At 38.0% G+C, this 21,522-nt stretch carries 20 protein-coding genes; 3 read left to right on the top strand and 17 right to left on the bottom strand.

Features of this window, described 5'->3' with window-relative positions:
- Positions 1-64: 64 nt before the first annotated feature.
- The 10 genes from N7Z68_RS00085 to N7Z68_RS00130 form a co-directional block, all read right to left on the bottom strand.
- Complete coding sequence (locus N7Z68_RS00085) at positions 65-1,240, bottom strand: TraB/GumN family protein (protein ID WP_275116413.1); 1,176 nt, start codon at positions 1,238-1,240, stop codon at positions 65-67.
- A gap of 314 nt (positions 1,241-1,554) precedes the next feature.
- Complete coding sequence (locus tag N7Z68_RS00090; RefSeq protein WP_275116414.1) at positions 1,555-2,466, bottom strand: dihydrodipicolinate synthase family protein; 912 nt, start codon at positions 2,464-2,466, stop codon at positions 1,555-1,557.
- 10 nt (positions 2,467-2,476) lie between these two features.
- Positions 2,477-3,472: a C-terminal binding protein gene (locus N7Z68_RS00095; RefSeq protein ID WP_275116415.1), complete on the bottom strand. Its 996-nt coding sequence runs from the start codon at positions 3,470-3,472 to the stop codon at positions 2,477-2,479.
- A 124-nt stretch (positions 3,473-3,596) separates the two neighbouring features.
- Positions 3,597-3,917: a DUF3870 domain-containing protein gene (locus tag N7Z68_RS00100; RefSeq protein ID WP_275116416.1), complete on the bottom strand. Its 321-nt coding sequence runs from the start codon at positions 3,915-3,917 to the stop codon at positions 3,597-3,599.
- 182 nt (positions 3,918-4,099) lie between these two features.
- Positions 4,100-5,317, bottom strand: a complete 1,218-nt coding sequence (locus tag N7Z68_RS00105; protein WP_275116417.1) for an acyl-CoA dehydrogenase family protein — start codon at positions 5,315-5,317, stop codon at positions 4,100-4,102.
- 12 nt (positions 5,318-5,329) lie between these two features.
- Positions 5,330-6,514 (bottom strand): CaiB/BaiF CoA transferase family protein, encoded by a 1,185-nt coding sequence (locus N7Z68_RS00110; protein ID WP_275116418.1) that lies wholly within the window; start codon positions 6,512-6,514, stop codon positions 5,330-5,332.
- Positions 6,515-6,829: 315 nt separating this feature from the next.
- Positions 6,830-7,669: an ABC transporter permease gene (locus N7Z68_RS00115; RefSeq protein ID WP_275116419.1), complete on the bottom strand. Its 840-nt coding sequence runs from the start codon at positions 7,667-7,669 to the stop codon at positions 6,830-6,832.
- On the bottom strand, positions 7,666-8,649 hold the full coding sequence (locus N7Z68_RS00120) for an ATP-binding cassette domain-containing protein (RefSeq protein ID WP_275116420.1): 984 nt from the start codon (positions 8,647-8,649) through the stop codon (positions 7,666-7,668). The genes N7Z68_RS00115 and N7Z68_RS00120 overlap by 4 nt, the downstream gene beginning before the upstream one ends.
- A 250-nt stretch (positions 8,650-8,899) precedes the next feature.
- Positions 8,900-9,874, bottom strand: a complete 975-nt coding sequence (locus N7Z68_RS00125) for an MBL fold metallo-hydrolase (protein ID WP_275116421.1) — start codon at positions 9,872-9,874, stop codon at positions 8,900-8,902.
- A 154-nt stretch (positions 9,875-10,028) separates the two neighbouring features.
- Complete coding sequence (locus N7Z68_RS00130) at positions 10,029-11,105, bottom strand: M42 family metallopeptidase (RefSeq protein WP_275116422.1); 1,077 nt, start codon at positions 11,103-11,105, stop codon at positions 10,029-10,031.
- Between the two features lie 140 nt (positions 11,106-11,245).
- On the opposite strand from N7Z68_RS00130, the gene N7Z68_RS00135 reads away from it, so the two are divergent.
- From N7Z68_RS00135 to N7Z68_RS24310, 3 genes are all read left to right on the top strand, one after another.
- Entirely contained in the window at positions 11,246-12,406 is a 1,161-nt protein-coding gene (locus N7Z68_RS00135) for a M20 family metallopeptidase (protein WP_275116423.1), read from the top strand.
- A 191-nt stretch (positions 12,407-12,597) separates the two neighbouring features.
- Positions 12,598-13,101, top strand: a complete 504-nt coding sequence (locus tag N7Z68_RS00140; RefSeq protein WP_275116424.1) for a MarR family winged helix-turn-helix transcriptional regulator — start codon at positions 12,598-12,600, stop codon at positions 13,099-13,101.
- A 203-nt stretch (positions 13,102-13,304) separates the two neighbouring features.
- Entirely contained in the window at positions 13,305-13,784 is a 480-nt protein-coding gene (locus N7Z68_RS24310; protein WP_308447200.1) for a CBO0543 family protein, read from the top strand.
- Between the two features lie 182 nt (positions 13,785-13,966).
- Here the strand turns inward: N7Z68_RS24310 and N7Z68_RS00145 are convergent, their stop codons facing one another.
- The 7 genes from N7Z68_RS00145 to fadH all read right to left on the bottom strand — a co-directional run bounded on the left by N7Z68_RS00145 (position 13,967) and on the right by fadH (position 21,322).
- On the bottom strand, positions 13,967-14,797 hold the full coding sequence (locus N7Z68_RS00145) for a crotonase/enoyl-CoA hydratase family protein (protein WP_275116425.1): 831 nt from the start codon (positions 14,795-14,797) through the stop codon (positions 13,967-13,969).
- Positions 14,798-14,869: 72 nt separating this feature from the next.
- On the bottom strand, positions 14,870-15,928 hold the full coding sequence (locus tag N7Z68_RS00150; protein ID WP_275116426.1) for a phosphotransferase family protein: 1,059 nt from the start codon (positions 15,926-15,928) through the stop codon (positions 14,870-14,872).
- A gap of 67 nt (positions 15,929-15,995) precedes the next feature.
- A complete protein-coding gene (locus N7Z68_RS00155; protein ID WP_308447205.1) occupies positions 15,996-16,985 on the bottom strand; it encodes an NADPH:quinone oxidoreductase family protein in 990 nt (329 codons plus the stop codon).
- A 37-nt stretch (positions 16,986-17,022) separates the two neighbouring features.
- A complete protein-coding gene (locus tag N7Z68_RS00160) occupies positions 17,023-17,808 on the bottom strand; it encodes an enoyl-CoA hydratase/isomerase family protein (protein ID WP_275116428.1) in 786 nt (261 codons plus the stop codon).
- A 39-nt stretch (positions 17,809-17,847) separates the two neighbouring features.
- Complete coding sequence (locus N7Z68_RS00165; protein ID WP_275116429.1) at positions 17,848-19,053, bottom strand: acyl-CoA dehydrogenase family protein; 1,206 nt, start codon at positions 19,051-19,053, stop codon at positions 17,848-17,850.
- Between the two features lie 249 nt (positions 19,054-19,302).
- Positions 19,303-20,469, bottom strand: coding sequence for a CaiB/BaiF CoA transferase family protein (locus N7Z68_RS00170; RefSeq protein WP_275116430.1), 1,167 nt, complete (start codon positions 20,467-20,469; stop codon positions 19,303-19,305).
- Positions 20,470-20,551: 82 nt separating this feature from the next.
- Positions 20,552-21,322 (bottom strand): 2,4-dienoyl-CoA reductase, encoded by a 771-nt coding sequence (gene fadH / locus N7Z68_RS00175; RefSeq protein ID WP_275116431.1) that lies wholly within the window; start codon positions 21,320-21,322, stop codon positions 20,552-20,554.
- Positions 21,323-21,522 lie beyond the last annotated feature (200 nt).

A 21,522-nucleotide genomic window follows, 5' to 3' on the forward strand; every position in this document is an offset into this window, starting at 1 on the left:
ACTATAACAAAATAAGTAGCACCTTTTAAAGATGCTACTTTATCCATTCATATTGTAATTTTAATTACGCTCCAAGGATGTTTTGGATAAACTGCCTAATGACATCCGCTCCTCCAACAAACGTCCCTAAAGCACTTCCTAAGTTCGTTAAGACCACGACTAATAATATACGGGTTACCATATTACTCCAGAAGCCTTTGACAGTGAATACATCTTCAGACAAGTTTTCAAAGTCTCCCACTTTTGGTTTTCGTAAGTAGGCTTCTACAAATCCAGCAAACCAACCAGCGGCTAGTAGAGGGTTTAGAGAACTTAACGGCGCTACAATAAATGCCGTTATAATACTTAAAGGATGCCCAAAAGCAATCGCCGCTCCAAGCGCTGCAAAGGAACCATTCCATAGAATCCAACTTAACGTGAGGTCAAGCCCAACCGAAGGGTTCATAAAAAAGGTATAACCAATAATGCTAAGAATGATAATCGGCACCATCCATGCAATGATAGTAGGTGCTTTTGATTTTGGCGGTCGTTTTGATATGGCTTTTAAATCATTTTCATTATGTATTTCATTTTTAATCCCTGGAACATGGGCAGCACCTAAAACGGCAACGACCTTTTTACCTGGTGCTTCTTTAATTTTTTGTGCCAAGTACTGATCGCGCTCATCGATTAATGGGACCTTCAATTTTGGAAACGAAACGGTAAATTCATGAAGCATGGAGTCTAACATATCCTGTTCTTTCATTTTTTCCAAGTCTGCTTCTGAGATTTCTTCTTTGTTAAATATACTACCGAAAATCTCCATGAGAAGCTTGGCCTTTCCCCAGAAACCGATATTGTACCAAATACGGGCAAAAGTAATTTGGATATTCCGATCCGCTAAAACCAGCTCCGCACCTACTTCCTCTGCTGATTCAATACCTTGAATCATTTCTTGTCCTGGCTTAATCCCAAACTGCTTGGCCATTCGTTTCTGGAAAGAAGAAATAACAAGATTCATTAATAGAAGTGTAGCCTTCTTCTCTTTAATGACTTTAAATATATTCATATCCTTCCATTTATCACTATCCATAATCGATTGATAACGTTGTTCATCCAATTCAACACATACTGAATCAGGACGCTCCGCTTCAATTACTTCCTTTACTTGTTCAGCACTTTGCTTAGAAACATGGGCGGTACCGATTAAGATTAGTTCCTTCCCATCTAAGTTTATTCTTGTGATATTTTGCTCCGACATATACTACCTACCTTCTAGTGTTCTTTTTACACATGGATAATCTAAATCGAGCTATTAGTTATACAATATCCATTATGGCAAATAAATAAAATAACTACAATAATTACTTGTTTAATCTGGATAAAAATGGGCTGCTAAACATAGTAATTCCTTTACGATTCACCGTCCTGATTTTTGTGTCACTGTAATCTCCTAATATCTTTTAAACTGCATCAATTCTCCCTTAAATAAAAAAGCAAGGTACTAAAAAAGCACCATGCTTAAGTCGAGCTGTTTATTTCATTAATACAACGGTAAACATTATTCTACTAACCCTAAACTAATCCTGCTTGTTGTAAGATAAACTTCAACTCTTGTTTCTTCTCATCACTTAATGTTCTTGCTGGCGGTAACACATAAGTAGAGATGTCTTGTCCTCGCATTTGAATTGCCTCTTTTATGACATTAACAAATGGTGAATCGAGCTTATACATTAACGGAATATAGGCTAAACGTTGATGCAGTTCAACCGCTGTTTTCATGTCATTGTTTAGAAAGGCAGTATAAATTCCAACTGTTAGTTCAGGAGCGAAATTACCACTCGCGGAAATGACACCGTCACCGCCTAAAGCGAGTGTATTGAATAAATGATCGTCAAATCCACATAAGACACTAAAATGAGGATGCTTCCCTTTTACTTTTATAACCATTTCGCGAATATGCCCAGCTGTATCAACGGTTTCTTTTATCCCAGCTATATGTGAATATTCGTTTACTAATCTAAGAACAAAATCAGGGGATAGATCCTGACCGGTTAACCCTGGAAAGTTATATAAAAGAATTGGTAAATCTACACTTTCTGCAATTTCGGCATAATGCTGAAAAAGATGATCCTCGGATAATGGCCAATAAAATGGATTGATGACAACCACTCCATCTGCACCAACCTCTTTACTATGAAGGCTTAATTCAATAACTTCTCTTGTACTTGAACTCCCTGTTCCTATTAAAACGGGAACTCGTCCACCAACATAGTCCACTGCATATTGTGCGACCTTTTTCCGTTCCGCCATGCTCATTTGACTAAACTCTCCACCGGTACCCAGAAAAAATAATCCATCTACTTTGGACTTGATAAGATAGTCAATTAACTTCCCCATCCCGATTTCATCTAACTTACCTTCATTAGTAAAAATTGTCGATACTGGTGGAATGACCCCTTTAAAACGAGCAGTATGATTCATCATTTCTCTCCCCTCACTTCTCTTGTAGGCTGACCTTAGCTTTAACATCCTGATTTACTAAGTATGTAGGATAATAACCCAATAATACATCCGCAACGTTTTGTGCTGTTTTTCGCTTCAATTCTAATTGTGCTTCTTCTGAATACCAAGCGACATGGGGATTTAAAATGACGTTGTCCATTTGTAGTAATGGATTATCACTTTGTACAGGCTCTTCTTCAAGAACATCTAAGCCCGCTCCTGCAATTTTTCCTTCTTGCAAAGCTAAAATTAATGCTTTTTCATCAATTACAGGACCACGTGCAGTATTAATAATGAAAGCTTCTTTCTTCATTACATTAAATTGTTCGGTACTAACCATCCCCCGTGTACTTTCTATTAATGGGGCGTGTACTGAAATGAAATCCGCTGCCTTACATAAATCATTAAGTTCTAATAGTTCTACTTTTAATGAGTCCGCTACGTCTTTCGGTACGAACGGATCAAATGCAACCACCTTTATGCCAAACGCTTGTGCTTTTACAGCTAAATTTTGTGGAATTTTCCCTAACCCAACTAGCCCTAGCACTCGGCCACGCAAACGAAAAATCGGTACACCTACCTTGAAATCCCAATTGCCACTTTTCACTGCAGAATTCAATGTAACCACTTTTCTTACACAGGCCATTAATAAAGCAAATGCATGATCGGAAACTTCATCCATACAATAATCCGTAACATTACCGACGATAATTCCTTTTTCCGTAGCTGCCTCGATATCGATTGTATTGACTCCAACTCCGTACCGAGAAACGACTTTACATTTTTCTAGAGCTTCAATGACTTTACGAGATATGGGTGCATATTGATTAATTAATCCATCCGCATCATGCGCCGCCCGTATAACCTCTTCCTCTGTGCGACATTGAACGGGAACAAACTCAACCCCATCCACTTGATTCAACACTTCCATTTCTGGTGCTAGTGTTTCAAATTCATAATCCGTAACAACTACTTTAAATTTACTCACTGGTTCGCTCTCCTTTTCATACAAATAAACACACCTAACAAGTAGTGTGTGTTTATTTACAGGGATTATGACAATAAGGTCGAAAATTTACCGATTGTGAAAACAACTATTTAATGCTTAGTATTTAATCTTCATTAATCTGTTTATATTGTAAATGAAGATCCTTTAAGGCTGCGATGATAGCATTTGTTGCTTTTCCACGATATTGCAATTGTATACTTTTAATCGGCTCTTCAATGCCGTCTTTTAAACTATAGCCTTTTAAAAGGTCTCCAATATACTGACGACCATGTTCAGTTGCTAACGTGCAGGATGCATTAAGGATTACTCCATATTTATAATCGACCTCAACAGTAACGGTTAAAGTATCAAACACACTCTTAGCTGCCATTCCTTGAGGCAATCGTGAGTGCCCCGCTATAAATAAAGTCTTCGGATGGTACATGTTATTTGCTCCTCTCAAACACACAAAATATTTACTACCTATTTCCCTTTTTTCAAGGAGTATCCTTCTAGAAAATGGGATAACATTAAAAAAGCTAAAACCTTGAGGAAATTAACTTCCCCAAGGTTTTTACTAAAGAATATTTTTAATGCTTTATAAAAGAATTTGTTAAAAAACAGTAACTAGTTAACCGCCTCTTCTCTTTGTTTTTCAAATGGCCAAGCGGGCAATGTTTTCGAAAGCGGCTTATCTTCACGATAGCCAAGAACATATTCTCCTTGCATAATCGTATGAATTTCTCTTGTACCTTCATAAATCACAGGTGCTTTTGCATTTCGTAAAAAGCGCTCTACTGGATATTCATTTGAAAAACCGTAAGCTCCATGAATTTGCACTGCATCATTTGCCGCTTCTAAAGCGAAATCACATGACTGCCATTTAGCTAATGATGTTTCCCGCGTATTTCTAATACCTTCGTTCTTCAAATAGCCTGCACGATACACTAAAAGTCTAGACATTTGAAGGCCCGCTTCCATCTTTGCAATCATTTGTTGAACTAATTGATGTTTTCCAATCTCTTTACCAAATGTACTGCGTTCATGGCAGTATTTTACACTTTCCTCAAGACACGCCATAATGGTTCCACAAGCACCAGCTGCGACAGTAAAACGTCCATTATCTAAAGCTGACATCGCGATCTTAAAGCCTTCTCCTTCCTGGCCTACTAAGTTTTCTTTAGGTACTCTTACATTTTCAAGAAAGATCTCACCAGTATTCCCAGCACGTATACCTAATTTTCCTTTAATCGCTTTCGATGAAAAACCGGGCATATCACGCTCTACAATAAAAGCAGAAATTCCTTTATGTTTTTTCGACTTATCTGTATAGGCAAATACGAGGAAGTTGTCAGCAACATCACATAAAGAAATCCAGGTCTTTGATCCGTTAAAAATATAATCGTCTCCATCTTGCACTGCGGTCGTTTGAAGGGCTGCTACATCTGAACCTGCATTAGGTTCTGTTAATCCGAATGCCCCTACTTTCAATCCTTTAGCTTGCGGGACTAAGTATTTTTGTTTTTGTTCTTCTGTTCCCCATTGCAATAGGGTCATGCTATTTAATCCTGTATGCACAGATACTGCGGTACGAAATGCAGTATCGCCTCTTTCTAGCTCTTCACATACAATCGCCAAAGAATTATAGTCCATTCCACTGCCACCGTATTCTTCTGGAATGCAAACACCCATTAAGTCTAAATCAGCTAAGCGCCCCATGATACTTCTTTCAAAGTATTGTTGTTCATCCCACTCTTGAATATATGGATTTATTTCTTTATCAACAAAACTACGAACCATCTTCCTTAACATTATTTGCTCTTCTGAAAACGAAAAATTCATCATTGATATTTCCCCCTAAATAAATTTATTATCCTTTAAAGCTAGTATCCTGTCAGTTGAATACCCTATCTCTGCTAAAACTTCATCAGTATGTTCTCCTGCAACTGGTGGATGTGAGTGAATTTCTACAGGTGTACGTGAAAGCTTTAGCGGGCTGCCCACTAAGTGAACGTTTCCTGCAGTTGGATGTTCCATCTCAACAATCATATTTCTTTCTCTTACTTGTGGATCATTGAATACTTGCTCCATATTTTGAATAGGTCCAGCAGGGATTCCAATTTCATTAAGTAATAGTAACCACTCATTTGATGTCCTAGTTTTCATTCTTTTAGTAAGTATTTTTACTAACTCCTCCCGATTTTCCAATCGTTTTGAGTTCGTCGTATACTTGTTGTCTGTTAAAAGTGTTTCTAATTCAAGCAAGATACACAACTTCTTAAATTGCCCATCATTTCCAACTGCAACAACCATTTCTCCGTCCAGTGTCGGGAAGGGCTGATACGGGACAATATTTGGATGTTTATTTCCTAATAGCCCTGGAATGTTACCCGAAATTAAATAATTACTTGCTACATTCGCTAATGCACTGATTTGAGAGTCAAATAACGAAATATCAATACTTTGTCCTTCTCCTGATCGAGTTCTTTCTTGTAGTGCAGCCAAAATACCAATATTTGCATAAAGACCAGTAATAATATCGGATATTGCAACTCCTACTTTCACAGGACCTGATTGGTTATTTCCGGTTATACTCATTAATCCAGACATTGCTTGAATAATAAAATCATAGCCAGGCAGGTTTTTATAGGGGCCATTTTGTCCGAAACCTGTAATCGAACAATGAATAATCTCTTTATTAATCGTTTTCATTTCATCATAACTAAGACCCCATTTTTCCATCGTACCGCTTTTGAAATTTTCAACAACGACATCAGATCGTTTAATAAGCTTCTTTAAAACTTCTATTCCCTCTTCCGATTTTAAATTTAATGTGATGGCACGTTTATTTCGGTTGGCACATAAATAGTACGCACTTTCTGTACCTTTAAAGGGTGGGCCCCAATACCTAGTGTCATCACTTCCACCAGGCGCTTCTACTTTTATAACTTCCGCCCCTAAATCACCCAAAATCATCGTAGAATAGGGGCCGGCTAACACTCTAGTTAAATCTAAAACTTTAATTCCATTAAGTGCACTCATATAACACTCCCTCCTTTGATAATTAACCGCAAAAGTAATAAAAACAAAAATAGCCAACTGCATTATGAATAAACATAATACAGCTGGCTATTATTACCTCACTGCTCTACGTTAATAGAGTCATAGTAAATCCTCAGCTATTGTATAAGCATTTTAATTTGATCACTTTTTAGTACTTACGATTTTGAAAGAGTTAATCTAACAAAGGTAAGTCGTTTGGAAGTTAATTCAAATTATAAGAGTACTTAACAAGAAAGTCAATTGTTTTTCAGAATTTTAAAAACAAAGTGATTTGTATCCTAGTTTATAAAAAAATTACTTCCTATTACGATACAAATAAATCGTAAGCGGTGCAAAGATCACGACAATAACAAAGGACGCAATTAACACAGCAGCTATTTGATTAAACGTTACCGTTCCTTGCATCAAACCACGCACTGCTGTTACAAGTAATGTGATTGGGTTTGCTTCAACAAAAGCTTGTAGCCAAGACGGCATCGTTCGAGGATCGACGAACACATTGCTAGCAAATGTCAATGGGAAAAGGACGACCATGCTAACCCCCATAACAGCGTTAGGCGTTCGCATAACTAACCCAAGCGCTGTAAAGATCCACGACAAACTAAAAGCAAAAACGAGTAAAAGCATCACACCTAAAAGAACACCTATCACTCCACCTTCAGGACGAAATCCTAAAATTAAGCCGAGGACTATGACAATAGAAGAAGCGATGGAATATCGAATGGTGTCTGCTAATAAAGCTCCAACAAGAGGAGACGGCCCCCATATTGGCAATGAACGAAATCGGTCAAAAATCCCCTTAGAAATGTCAGTATTTAATGCCGTACCTGTATAAATAGATGTAAAGACGACCGTTTGCACTAAAATTCCTGGTAATAAAAACTGCAAATATTCACTAGTAGAGCCAGCAATCGCACCACCAAACAGATACGTAAACATAAGCGTAAACATAATGGGGAACATCGTAACATCAAGTAACTGCTCAGGTACATATTTAATTTTTAATATCGCCCTCCAGCCGAAAACGAGTGAAGAAGTTAAGCCACTTGCTTTTTCAGGACGGTTTCCAGGAGCCAGTGCCGAACGTAAAGCTTCATCAACTTCCGGCTTAGGAGGATTACTTGTTGTATTCATGAACGAGCCTCCTCTTTTGTAGTGTTATCTTCAGGTGGCCTTCCGGTTAATGTCAAAAACACTTCATCAAGGCTTGGTTGACCTAGCGAAAAATCAGCAATAGCAATATTTGCCCTTGAAAGTTCACCAAGTGCATAAGCTACACGCTCTGTATCGGAAACACGGGCTGAAAGCGTTGCTGGATCTGAGGCAAGTTGAATTGACGCATCTAAAATATGGGTAAGAATTTTTTCGGCTTGAGGTCTCAATTCTGGATCTAGGACTCTAACGTGCAATGTTCCTGAACCAACGGATGCTTTTAGTTCACCACTCGTACCCTCAGCAATTACTTTCCCGCGATCAATGACTGCAATTCGATCAGCCAATTGATCTGCTTCATCAAGGTATTGTGTCGTCAATAATACCGTTGTTCCAGTACTCACCAAAACACGTACGATGTCCCAAACTTGATTACGACTTCGTGGGTCAAGTCCTGTAGTTGGTTCATCTAAGAACAAAAGTTCTGGTGTTACGACAATGCTTGCTGCAATATCAATACGACGGCGCATTCCTCCAGAATACTTTTTAACTTGGCGCTTTGCTGCTTCCTCCAAACCAAAAGCACGTAATAATTCAATGGCTCTTTCTTTTGCTCCTTTTCTTGAGTAACCCATAAGCCGTCCGATCATCACGAGGTTTTCCATTCCTGATAAGTCTTCATCAATAGAGGCAAACTGTCCGGTTAAGCTGACTTTGCGCCGAACTTCATTCGCTTCATGAGATAGGTCATGCCCTAAAATGGTTGCCGCGCCGCCGTCCGGTTTTAATAACGTAGCAAGCATCCGAATGGTCGTTGTCTTCCCTGCGCCATTTGGACCTAAAATCCCATATACCGTACCTTTAGGCACTTTCAAATTTACCCCATCAACCGCTCGATTTTTACCAAATACCTTGACTAATTCTGTTGCTTCAATGGCAAATTCAGATCGATCCATTGTCATTCACCTCACCCTTTCCCATCCTATTCTATTTATGAATGTTACCTGATAAAACAAATTTTACGCTATTTTGATAATGAATCATCAGACCTAAGGTTGAAATCCCCTCCTTTTCCAAAAGGATTAACATCAAAAAACCTTCATGGAATGATGTCCAAGAAGGTTAAATTTTTCAGCTTATTTAACTTACCTAGTTTGTATAAATGATCGTAGATGTGAACTAGGATTATAACCGTATAACAAAACAATTCTCCTAAACGGCATAATAAAACCAAACTCCACTTTTGAACCTCTTTCCAATTTGGCCTTCCGCTTCTAAAGCATCCAAATGACCGGTAATTTCTGACATGACTAACGGGAACTGCTTTTCATAGTGTCGTTCGTATAGGTGCTGAGCCACTGCATTCCCTGTTGATATACCGTCTTTAATTAATTTCTTTATCTTTTGTGATTTTATCACCATTTTTTCTAATCTTGCCTCAATTAGTTGCTTTGAATTATCGATCAGTTCACCGTGACCCGAAAATACTAGGTCAACATTTAGGTCTCTGAAGGCTGTTAAAGATTTTTTGTAATCGATTAGTGACTGAATTCGGTTTCCTTCTAAGTCAGGTTCTACAATCGCATTACTCGATATGTGTTTGATTAGTTGGTCACCAGCAAAACACCATTTTCTAGCTTCATCTACAAAGGCTATTTGATCTGGTGCATGTCCAGGCACTTCGATGATAGAGAAGTCAAACAGTCTCATTCCTCCCTGAATTGGTGTAATGTCTGCTGCTAGCTTTTGATTATCATTCTTTTCAAGTGAAGCTTTTAAATATTGAACTTGTTTCTCACCTTGGTCACCGCAATCCATTTCACGGTATAACTGTTCAAAAAAATCGACTCTCATTTTAAGAAACTCATTATCCCTTTTCAATCTCGGAATCGATAAGGGGTGCGCATAGACAGGGACCGAATGCTTTTCTGTAATTTGGTTAACTAACCCAACATGATCAATATGATGATGTGTTAGCAAGATTTCTGTTATGTCATGCAGGTGAAAGTTGTTCTTTTCTAACACTTCCATCAATCCTTGCCAACTGCTTTTGTCGGGCATTCCAGCATCAATGAGCGTTAACCTTTCACCATGTTTAAGAAGGTAAAAATTACATGTCTCTAGACCATAATTTGCTGGTACTACAATTGGATAAACCGTATGTCCATCACGTTCAAATATCCGCATAACCCACACATCCCTTTCATGGTGCCAGGCACCTTTATCCATTTACTGTACTAAAGGTGCCTGGCACCATCTTTCTTCTCTCTTTCTTCTCTCTTTCTTCTCTCTTTCTTCTCTCTTTCTTCTCTCTTTCTTCCCTCTTTCTTCTCTCGAAATCTTAGATAAACTCCATGCTACCCCACTGGTCTTGGTTTCTTATGAGTTCTTTGAGAAGGACAAAGCCTTGTTCAAAGTCATTCAAGTTAGCAACTTCAACTGGGGAGTGCGAATAACGGCGTGCAAAGGTAATCGCTCCGCCTAATATTCCTTCTCTTTCTAAATGTACAGCAGCAAGATCGGTTGTCGCTCCAGACATGACCGCTAGCTGGTAAGGGATATCAAGCTGCTCTGCAAATTTGGTGATCACTTGTTTCATCTGTCTTGACATAATATTTCCTCTGACTCCACCACCAGCTAGGGCCGGTATTACTGGCCCTTGTCCAATACCTATTGGATAACCGCTACCAAGACTATCTGGCGTATCTGCACCAGGAATAGTATCTAAAACAAATGCGTAATCCGGATTGAGTTTATACGTAGCCACTTTCGCACCTCTTAATCCTACTTCCTCTTGCACTGCAATCACACCGACTAGTGTCCCGTTAAACTCATCTTGTTCTAAAGCTTTAAACAGCTCCAGCAATAACACACAGCAACTTCGATTATCGATCGCTTTTCCACATATTAAATCTCTATTCGAAAACCGGTCTAAATCACTAATGTATGTAATTGGATCCCCAATTTGAATGCCCATTTCTCTCACTTCTTGTTTGGAGGTTACTCCAATGTCTACATATAAATCATAAATCGAAGGTACTTTTTTTCGCTCTTCAGGTGTTTGTAAATGACCAGCCTTTACCCCAATCACACCAAAATGATCGTTTACTTGGACTTTCCGACCAATCATTAAAGCTTCTAACATTCCCCCAGTTCGTTCTACTCGCAGAAAACCGTGCTCATCAATATCACGGACAACACAACCGATTTCATCAGAATGAGCGGATACCATGATGGTTGGACCTGGTTGCTTTCCATATTTATAAGCAAATATGTTCCCCATATGATCTACTTCAACTTTATCACTATAAGGCTTGAACCACTCCACTAGCAGCTTAACCACTTTTTGTTCGTTCCCTGGCCCTCCTTGTATTGCGGCCAGTTCTTTCAACTCTTTAAAAAATACTTCTTTGAACATATTATAATCTCCTCCTATTGACTTTTCTTTATTTTCTCACAAATACATTTACTTCGCAAAACGAAATATTTATATTAAAATATAAGAATAACAATCATGGTACAATGTTTGTGCACAATAGGATTTAATGGAGGATTCAAATGAAAAATAACATCAATCAAGAAATTGAACAACTACGAGAGTCTTTTTATAAAATAAGTCAATTTATTGGCGAAAACCCTGAATTAGGTCATGAAGAATTTAAAGCAGCAAAAATATTGTCCGAGGAACTACAAAAGCACGATTTTCAAGTCCAACTGGGTACGGCTGGACTTCCAACTGCATTCGAAGCTGTTTACGACAGTGGACTGCCTGGTCCTACGATTGGGTTTATGGCAGAATATGACGCACTACCTGAACTAGGTCATGCTTGCGGTCACAATCTAATTGGGACGATGGCTATTGCGGCTGGAATTGGCTTAAGCAAAGTATTAAAAAATTGTGGTGGAAAAATATACGTCTATGGAACACCAGCTGAGGAAACACGCGGCGGGAAAGTAACGATGGCAGAACAAGGGATTTTTAATCATCTCGATGTCGCGATGATGGTTCATCCATACCACCGACACGAAAAAAGTGGTTCGTCGTTAGCCATGGATGCTATTCAGTTTGAATTCTTTGGCAAAGCAGCTCATGCCGCAGCCTCTCCACATGAAGGAATCAATGCTTTAGACGCAGTTATTCAAACTTTCAATTCAATTAATGCACTTAGACAGCACGTAACTTCAGATGTTCGAATTCACGGCATTATTCCTGAAGGTGGGAAAGCGGCAAATATTGTACCTGACCATGCCATTGCACAGTTTTATGTACGTGCTGCAAATCGTAGTTACTTGAATGAAGTAGTTGAAAAAGTAAAAGCTTGTGCCCAAGCAGCCGCACTCGCTACCAGTGCCAAACTTGATACTTCTTTCTATGAATTTTCATATGACGATATGAGAACGAATGAAGCGCTATCGACGACTTTTACAGATAACCTTGTACAACTAGGCATCCAGGAAGCAAGCATTCATGAAAAAGGCTCAGGCGGTTCACTAGATCTGGGGAATGTAAGTCATGTAGTCCCTTCTATTCACCCATATATTAAAATTTGTAATGAACCGTATGCTTGTCATACCCACGAATTTCGTGAGGCCGCAATGAGCGATCAAGGCTTTGAAGGACTAATTCTAGCAGCTAAATGTATGGCAAATACTGCCTATGACATTATGACAAAGCCTGAATTATTAAGTACTATTAAGGATGAATTTCAAAAAAAATAAATAAAACATACTTCAATCCAAGCCTATAATGTTCATTGTGAACATTATAGGCTTTTTATTAGAAGCCATTGTTTAAAGACCCTATAGCTGGTAATAATATAAACTACAATTGCTATAAAATGGAAATATATACAAGTAGATACGTATAAAGTTTTAAATATAAACAGTACAACTTAAAACAGGGGGATGCTATGAGTAAAGAACAACTTGCAAAAAGTTATGAAATTTATGCTTATACGAGAGGATTAAATTCGTTTATTGAAAATGATTTAGCTCAAAGCTTAAAAAAGCACGAAATATCTCTACCAAGTTTCCGCACGCTTTGGATCTTATATTTCGAAAAAAAAATGACGATGACTGACCTTAATTACATAGCACAAACTAATTTTTCTAATGCATTTCGACAAGTAACGAAATTGAAAGAGGAGGGTTTAATCGAAATCGAGATTGAAAAAGACTCACGAATGAAGTTATTAACACTCACAGAAGCTGGCAGACAAATCGTACGCAATTTTATCGAGGAACATATTCTTCAATCCGACTTACAAATTCTAAAAACAATAGAAAAAATTTCTCAACAGGATCTTTCTATATTCATTAAGGTAGCCTCACAATTAAGCTCAGAATTAATCGGCTCGCCTTATACCGAGTGGGTAATAAAATCAACAAAATCTTTATTAGAAGATACAAAATAACCGTCGGCAACTAAGACTTTTCGTTGCTCGACGTTTTTTTATTTGCGTTCGCAAATAATTAGTAATAAACTGTGCAATACTAGGATTAAATTATACTAGCTCTTATATAGACACATTATTTCTGTGCATTTTTATGTGAACCAATCATTTTCAAAATTCGACTAATCCTAAATATTCACGTTTCAAGGATGGTGATAAGCAAAATGGCTAAATATACAGTAGAAAAAGGTATCTCGATATCGTCAACCATTGTGACCATTTTATTGTTAATTCTCCTAATCCCGAAAGAAAAGATACGCCAAGCACTTATTCCGTTTCTTTTTCATCAAGTCCTCACATGGTTTTTCGGTTTAATCGTCGTGGAAAAGGGACTAATCAGATATCCATTTCGTTATTACTTTAGTCGGTCTAACAAATCAAGCTTTATATTTGAGTATTTAATTTTTCCTGCATTTGCTGTATTCTTTAACCTTTTTTATCCTGTAAAACGAAGTTTTCTTATGAAAAATATTCACTATCTATTTTTTACGTCGATGATTACTTTTTTTGAAACAATAGCCGTTAAGTACACTAAGCTAATAGAATACAAAAAATGGACTTGGTATTGGAGCTTTATTACAATTTGGATTTCTTATTTTATTAACAATTTATTTTATAGGTGGTATTTTAAAAAAACCTTGTAATTATTGATAGTGACTGCTTAATGGAATATCTACTATAATAATTTGTAACAACTTTTAAACAAATTGATGGTTAGAGTCCTCGTCTGTACTCTTACTTTGTGTTGTAATTTATTTCAGTACTGTTAAATGAAAGTAAAAAGCTCCACCTATTTTTGGGGAGCAATAACTTGTTCTTATTTTGTTTATTCCCACCAAGGGTAGAATGACGGCATATCCTTACTAACTGTTAAGGTAAATTCAGCTGGTCTCTTTTCGAAAAATGAAGCGACACCTTCTTTTGCATCAGCTTGATTACTTGACCAATTGATCATTTTGGATTCAATTTCATGGGATCTCGCAGGATGGTCAGCGCCGAGCATCCGCCACAGTAGTTGTCGAGATAATGCTACAGAAGTTGCTGACGTATTTTCTGCAATTTCCTTAGCTATAGCTCGAGCTATCGGTAATAATTCTTCTGGCTCAACAACTTTACTTACAAGTCGATTATCTAGTGCTTCTTGAGCTGGAAAAACACGACCCGTTAACACCCACTCGCTTGCTTGACTGATACCCACAATTCGTGGTAAAAACCAACCACTACATGCTTCTGGTGCAATTCCACGACGACAAAATACAAAGCCCATCTTTGCTTGTGTTGAAGCGATTCTTATATCCATTGGAAGTGTCATCGTAATACCGATACCAACAGCAGGTCCGTTTATCGCTGCGATGATCGGTTTTTTTAAATCGTATATTCGTAAAGCAAGAACTCCCCCTGAGTCTCTAAATTCAACATCATCTTCCACTTCACCAGTAAATGAATGATCCCCATTATCTAGGTCAGCCCCTGCACAAAATGCTCTTCCCTCTCCTGTCACAATGATTACGCGAACGTTATCATCTTCATCTGCTTTATCAAAGGCAGCGAGTAAGTCATCCAGCATTTCCATATTAAATGCATTCATACGGTCTGGTCGTTGGAGCGTTATCGTCATGATTTCGTCGGTAATGTCACACTTAATCGTCTGGAACATTATATACCTCCTCCAAAAGGTCTTTTAATCTTTAACAGAGCTGTTTAGCATTATGATGGCGCCTGCATATTTTTACTTTAAAAATTCTTTTCGTTGTGAGCGTGATGCATTTTCTATTAAATTGCGCACCCCAATAATTAACGTTTCAAATCTTTCATCATTTGCTTTTCCAATTTTCCAGCGATAGTATATTTGCTGCAGGATGACAGCTATTTTATAAAAGGCAAATGTTAAATAGAAATCAAAATTAGATACATCTCTACCACTAATTTGAGCATAGTTTTCTAAAATTTCCTTACGAGAGTAAAAACCTGGTTGACCCGTAACCGAAGGTAATCCTGAAAACGACTCTCCTTCTGCTGTCCAATATGCAACTGCTGAACCTAGATCTGTCATAGGATCGCCAATTGTACACATTTCCCAATCAAAAACTCCAACTACTTTTCCAGGGTCTTCGCTACAATACATCATATTGTTTAATTTAAAATCGTTGTGAACAATTGTTGGTGCAGGTGACAGCGGGATATTTTCGGTTAACCACTTTTCTATATGCGTCACATTATCAATATCTTCCGTTTTCGAGTTTTGATATCGTTTGATCCATCCGTGAACTTGACGTTCAAGATAACCTTCCGGGCGACCAATAGTGTCCAAACCTGTGGCTTTAATATCAATATTGTGCAATTTTACAAGTGTTTCCACAAAGGCTTCAGAAACTAATTGGCCTGTTCTTTCCGTTTTTTCATAAACCTCAGGTAGATCATGATCTAATACAACACCACTTTTCTTTTCCATAATATAAAAATGTCTTTCCATAATTTTAGGATCTTCGCAAAATAGTAAAGGCTTCGGTGCTAAAGGAAACACAGGGTAGATTTTTTCCAATATTCTATATTCCCTTTCCATATCATGTGCTCTAGGAGGAATTGGACCAAACGGCGGGCGTCTCATGACAGCCTGCCAATCGCCAATCTCAACAAGGTAGGTGAGATTTGAATAGCCATTTGAAAATGCTTTTGACTTCATCGTTTCTTTACCTAGGTATGGTACTTCTCTACGAATATAGCTTTCTACTTTATCCCAATGAATCTCACTAGTTGCTGTTCTCATTGGATTGTTTATTTCCGTCAATCACATCACCCTCTTTTTTTGTAAGGTTTTGTTTAATACACACTACCATTTCCCCTTTATCCATCCGTTACACTTTAACTACTAGTTTCCCCCATGTTTTACGATCAGCAAGTAAGTTCAAAGCTTCTACTATTTCTTCAAACCCAAACTCACGGTAAATTAAAGGATTGATTTTACCTTCTTCATATAAACTCATTAAAGCTTTATGTTCTTTTTGGATTTCTAGCGGTTTAAGTTTCGAGAAAAGCCCCCAATGGACACCTACAACAGAATAGTTTTTTACAAGAATGTGGTTAATCGGTGCACTCGGGATGTTTCCACCGGCAAAACCAATGACTAAAATCCTTCCATCAAAAGCAATACATTTTCTGGAACGCTCAAAAATTTCCCCACCTACAGGGTCATAGATTACGTCAGCGCCTTTCCCATCGGTCCTTTCTTTAACGACTTGAACGAAATCTTCCGTCAAGTAATCAATTACAATATCGGCTCCTAAACTTCTACACACTTTTGTTTTTTCCGTTCCACCAGCTGTTGCAATAACATAGGCTCCTGCTGCTTTTCCTAATTGAATGGCAGCAGAACCAACGCCACCAGCACCTGCATGTACTAACAATACTTCTCCAGGCTTAATATTCCCACGGTTATGAAGCGCGTAATAAGAAGTATGGTACGTGACGAACATCGATGCTGCTTCATATGATGACATTGACTTAGGAATGGGATATATTGATCTTTCATCTACAGCAACATATTCTGCTAAACCACCTGATGGTAATTTAGGTAGTGCTATAACACGTTGACCTACTTTAAACTTACTCCCCTCATTGACAGATACTATTTTTCCAGATAATTCAGCACCTATTGTAAACGGAAATGGCGGCTTTTCTTGATACTTTCCTTGACAGAGTAAGATATCAAAAAAGTTTAACGCTACAGCATTTACCTCGATCAACACTTGATTCCTTTCAATAGTAGGTTGCGGTACTTCTTCTAAACGCAGTACGTCAGAAGGGTCTCCATGTTCTCTTATTAACCAACTTCTCAATGGACACACACCTTTCAAAATATTATAATTTTAGAATTTCAAATGCCTAAATTCCAGAAAAAATCGGTTTTCTTTTTTCAAAAAATGATTTAACACCTTCTTTATGATCATCAGTTGAAAAGGCAATTGCTTGTGCCATCGCTTCTTCTCGAAGAACTTGTTCTAAAGATAACTCATAACTTCGGTTTAAAATATGTTTCGTTAATCCAAGTGCTTGAGTCGCACCTTCCGCTAGTTTCGTTGCTAGTTCTTTAGCTTTTTCTAATAGCTCTTCTTGAGGAACGACGTCAAGAACCAGACCGTATTCTTTGGCTTCATAAGGGGTTATTGACCTACCTGTTAGCGCCAATTCTTTTGCCCTAGCCATCCCTACTATTCTTGGTAAATGGTATAGTCCTCCAAGGTCTGGGACTAAACCTACCTTATTAAATGACATCGCAAAGGTTGATTCCTCAGAAGCAATAATCATATCGCTAGCAATTGCAATACTAAACCCTGCACCGACAGCATAACCATGAACTGCTGCTACAACGGGTTTTTCAAGTTGTGCTATTTCAACAATAAAAGGCAGCCCAAATTTCATGTATTCTCTTGAAACTGCCGCATTATTCCCATTACCTGGAAAGCTCTTTATATCACCACCTGCACAAAACGCCCTGCCATTTCCTGTTAATATCACAGCTCGAATTGCAGAATCCTCTTTTATTCTAGTTAAGGCGTTTTTTAGTCCCTCAACGATTTCGTCTGAAAGAGTATTCATTTGTTTTGGTCGATTTAAAGTAATCGTCGCGACTCCATTTTCCACTTCAAATAGTACTGCAGGTTCACTCATATTTATTTCCTCCTTAAAGAATTTATACGATCTATTCTATTAAAAGTTGGCAGGATCCCAACTTTCACCTTCTTTATATCGCTTTAAGATACGGCGAGCAATTGACGCTGTATGAACTTCATCTGGCCCATCATAAATCCGTGCATATCTCGCATCTCTATACATTTTTTCAAGTGGTGTATCAGAAGTGACACCAAGAGCACCATGGGTTTGTATTGCCCGATCAATAACATCATGGAGAACTTTTGCCCCATACACTTTGATCATCGCAATATCTACACGCGCATCTTCGCCTTGATCAATTTTTCGTGCTGCTTCAAATGTAAGAAGACGTGCCGTTTGAATTTCAGTTGCAGAGTCCGCAATAAATTTTTGAATCATTTGCTTTTCTGATAGTAATGAACCATGTGCAAAACGATTTAATGAACGCTCACACATAAGATCAAATGCTCGTTGGGCTTGACCGAGCCACCTCATACTATGATAAATTCGCCCTGGTCCTAATCGTTTTTGAGCAATAACAAAGCCGTGACCACGCTCCCCAAGCAAATTTCCTTTTGGTACACGTACATTTGTTAAGCTGATTTCACAATGATTACCGGAGTTATGCCCCATAGTGGGAACAACTCTTACTATCTCGTAACCTGGCGTATCAGTCGGTACAATAATCATTGAAGCTCTTCGATGGCGCTCCCCGTCTGGTTCTGTTACACAAAACATGGTCGTAAACGCTGCTTTATTTGCACCCGTTGTAAACCACTTATGGGCATTAATAACCCATTCATCACCATCTAAGTACGCATTAGATTGAATAAGTGTTGGGTCGGACCCAGCAACCTCTGGTTCAGTCAGCCCAACAGACGGATAGATCTCACCTCTAACCATTGGATACAACCATTTATCTTTTTGTTCATTCGTACCAAACATATTAAGCATTGTAGAATCTTGCGCAGTATGCGTACCGAGCGCAAACATAGCAGCTTCTGAGCGGCCGACGATCTCATTTATATAGACATAATCCATAAATTTTAATCCGCCGCCACCAATATCCTTAGGTAGTCCTAACGCCCAAATACCTTCATGTTTTGCTTGTTCTTGTAGTTCTTTTAGTACTCGTTCCCCTTGATCTCCACCTTCTTCGACAATCGTTTCAACTGGAATAACCTTCTCATCAATAAAAGTTCTCACTTTTTGACGTAATTCAATGACCGTATCACTCATTCCATAGCTATCAAACTGGCTCATGTACCTCTCTCCTTCGCTGAGATTTCCTTTTCTTAGACTGCCTTTTCAGTGTTTTTCATGATGCATATGTTTACGATGAGATGATTGGATATTTATGGTACGACATCAGACTTGCATTTATAAATAAGTAACTAGGACAAATTGACTTTTGAAAATTTTGCTCACTTGTCTTCTCACATTTTGAAGACTGACTAATTATATAAAAGGATTTTCAGGGAAGATTTACAGCTTTGATCATTTCAATATTTTTCAAAGATTTATTTCCTTAATTTCGTCATTGGAGTAACCGAGCTCCGATAAAATTTCTTTATTATGTTCCCCTAGCTTTGGAGCCTGGAAGCGAATCTCGCCCGGCGTTTCTGAAAGTTTAATAGGGACTCCAATTTGTTGAATTTTCCCTAAATTCGGATCATAGATTTCCTTTATGAGTTGACGATGAACTACTTGAGGATTTTCAATTACTTCTTCAAAATTTAGAAGCGGAGCTACACAAGCATCTACCCCATCAAATATATTTACCCATTCTTCCAACGTCTTTTGCTGAATGACAGATTGAATTTCAACTTTCATCATATTTTGTTGCTCCAATGGTGCCTCTAGTTGTGAGATTAAATGTGTTTTTTCGATTGTTTTACAAAATTGAACCCAAAATTTAGGCTCAAGTGCCCCTACAGATAAATAGCGCTGATCCTTCGTTTCATATACTTCATAACAAGCGCGCCCACCATTTAGAACAGATTGACCTTGTTTTTGGACTTCTTTTGTTGCAAGATAATCTGGTAGCAACGTTTGCAGCCATGAAATAGATCCATCCAACATCGAAATATCTACAAACTGTCCTCTACCTGACCGACTTCGTTCAAAAAGCGCTAGAAGTATTCCACTAATTGCCATTTGAGCACCACCACCGATGTCGGCAATCTGAACAGCTGAAGAAACAGGTTTCCCAGTTTGTTCTCCTTGCTGTCCTAATAAACCAGCAAAACTTAAATAATTAATATCGTGCCCAGGATATTGAGAGTAAGGACCAGTTTGACCATATCCCGTAATGGCACAATAAATTAAGGCAGGATTGATCTCCTTTAAGGTTTCATATCCTAAATTAAGACGTTCCATTACACCAGGACGAAATGACTCTACTAATATATCCGCTGTTTCTACTAATTGTTTAAATATTTCTTTCCCTTTTTCAGACTTAAGGTCCAAAGTTACACTCCTTTTATTACGATTTAAGGATAGAAACATATGACTTTGACCATTAACCTGTGGTTCATTCCAACGAGAGTAGTCCCCTATTTTGGGATCTTCAATTTTAATCACATCAGCTCCGAAATCAGCGAGTGTTAATGTACAAAAGGGACCAGGAAGTAAACGACTTAAATCTAAAACTCGAATATTTTCTAACGGTAATGTCAAAACTACACCTCTTTTCTAATTTATATTACATAGGTTGATCTAAATATTTACATAATTACCTAAAATATTTAATGAATCTATCTCACAACTGAAAACTACTATTATTCAACCATTGTGCGCCGTCAATTGTGATACATTCCCCATTGATATACTGAGCTGCTGGTGATAATAAAAAGTAAGCTAGATTTGCTACCTCTTCAGTTGTACCTAGTCGTTTTGACGGTATGCTATTCAATACTTTTTCAGCTTGCTTATCCGTGGGCCATAATTTTTCAACAGCGCCGGTTTCAGCAATTGGTCCTGGTGCAATTGCATTTAAACGAATTCCGTATTTTTTACCCCACTCCACTGCTAAAGTACGTGTCATCGCTAAAACTCCAGCTTTAGCAGCAGCCGAATGAACAGTTCCTGGACTGGCCATCCAGGCATACGTCGTTGATATATTTAAAATTGAACCTTGATGTCTACTTTCAATCCACTCTTTACCTACTGTTTGCGTACAATACCACGTTCCATTAAGAACGATATCGACAACCGAATACCACCCGTTTAAAGACAAGTCCTCAGATGGACAAATGAAATTACCTGCTGCATTATTCACAAGGTGATCTATTTTTCCAAATGCTTGCTTCGTATCCTCAACCATTTTCTTAACTGCTTCTGGGTCTCTCACATCCATTTGAAGACATAGTACTTGGGTTTCAAATGTTTCAATTTCTTTTTTTGCTTCCTCTAATTTATCTAATGTACGTCCAGTAATGACGACATTAGCTCCTTCTTGAGCAAATTTTTTAGCCATCCCTTTACCAATCCCGCTCCCGCCACCAGTAACAATAACTACATTACCTTTCAAATCAAACATCCTTTCTTTTGCTTAATAATCTTGTTACTATAACGACTTGAAAAATTATTATTGGAATTTTTTATAAAAGTACTCGTACTATACCTTTTGTAAACCCTTACATTTTGCTATACAGTTGTTGCCTTTTTCCAGACTGAGCGATTGTTATCTTACACATGATGAAATAAAAATTAGTAGATAATAGATGATAT

Origin of the sequence: Alkalihalobacterium chitinilyticum, assembly GCF_029028005.1 — a bacterium.
In the GTDB taxonomy this organism is placed as follows: domain Bacteria; phylum Bacillota; class Bacilli; order Bacillales; family Bacillaceae_F; genus Alkalihalobacterium; species Alkalihalobacterium chitinilyticum.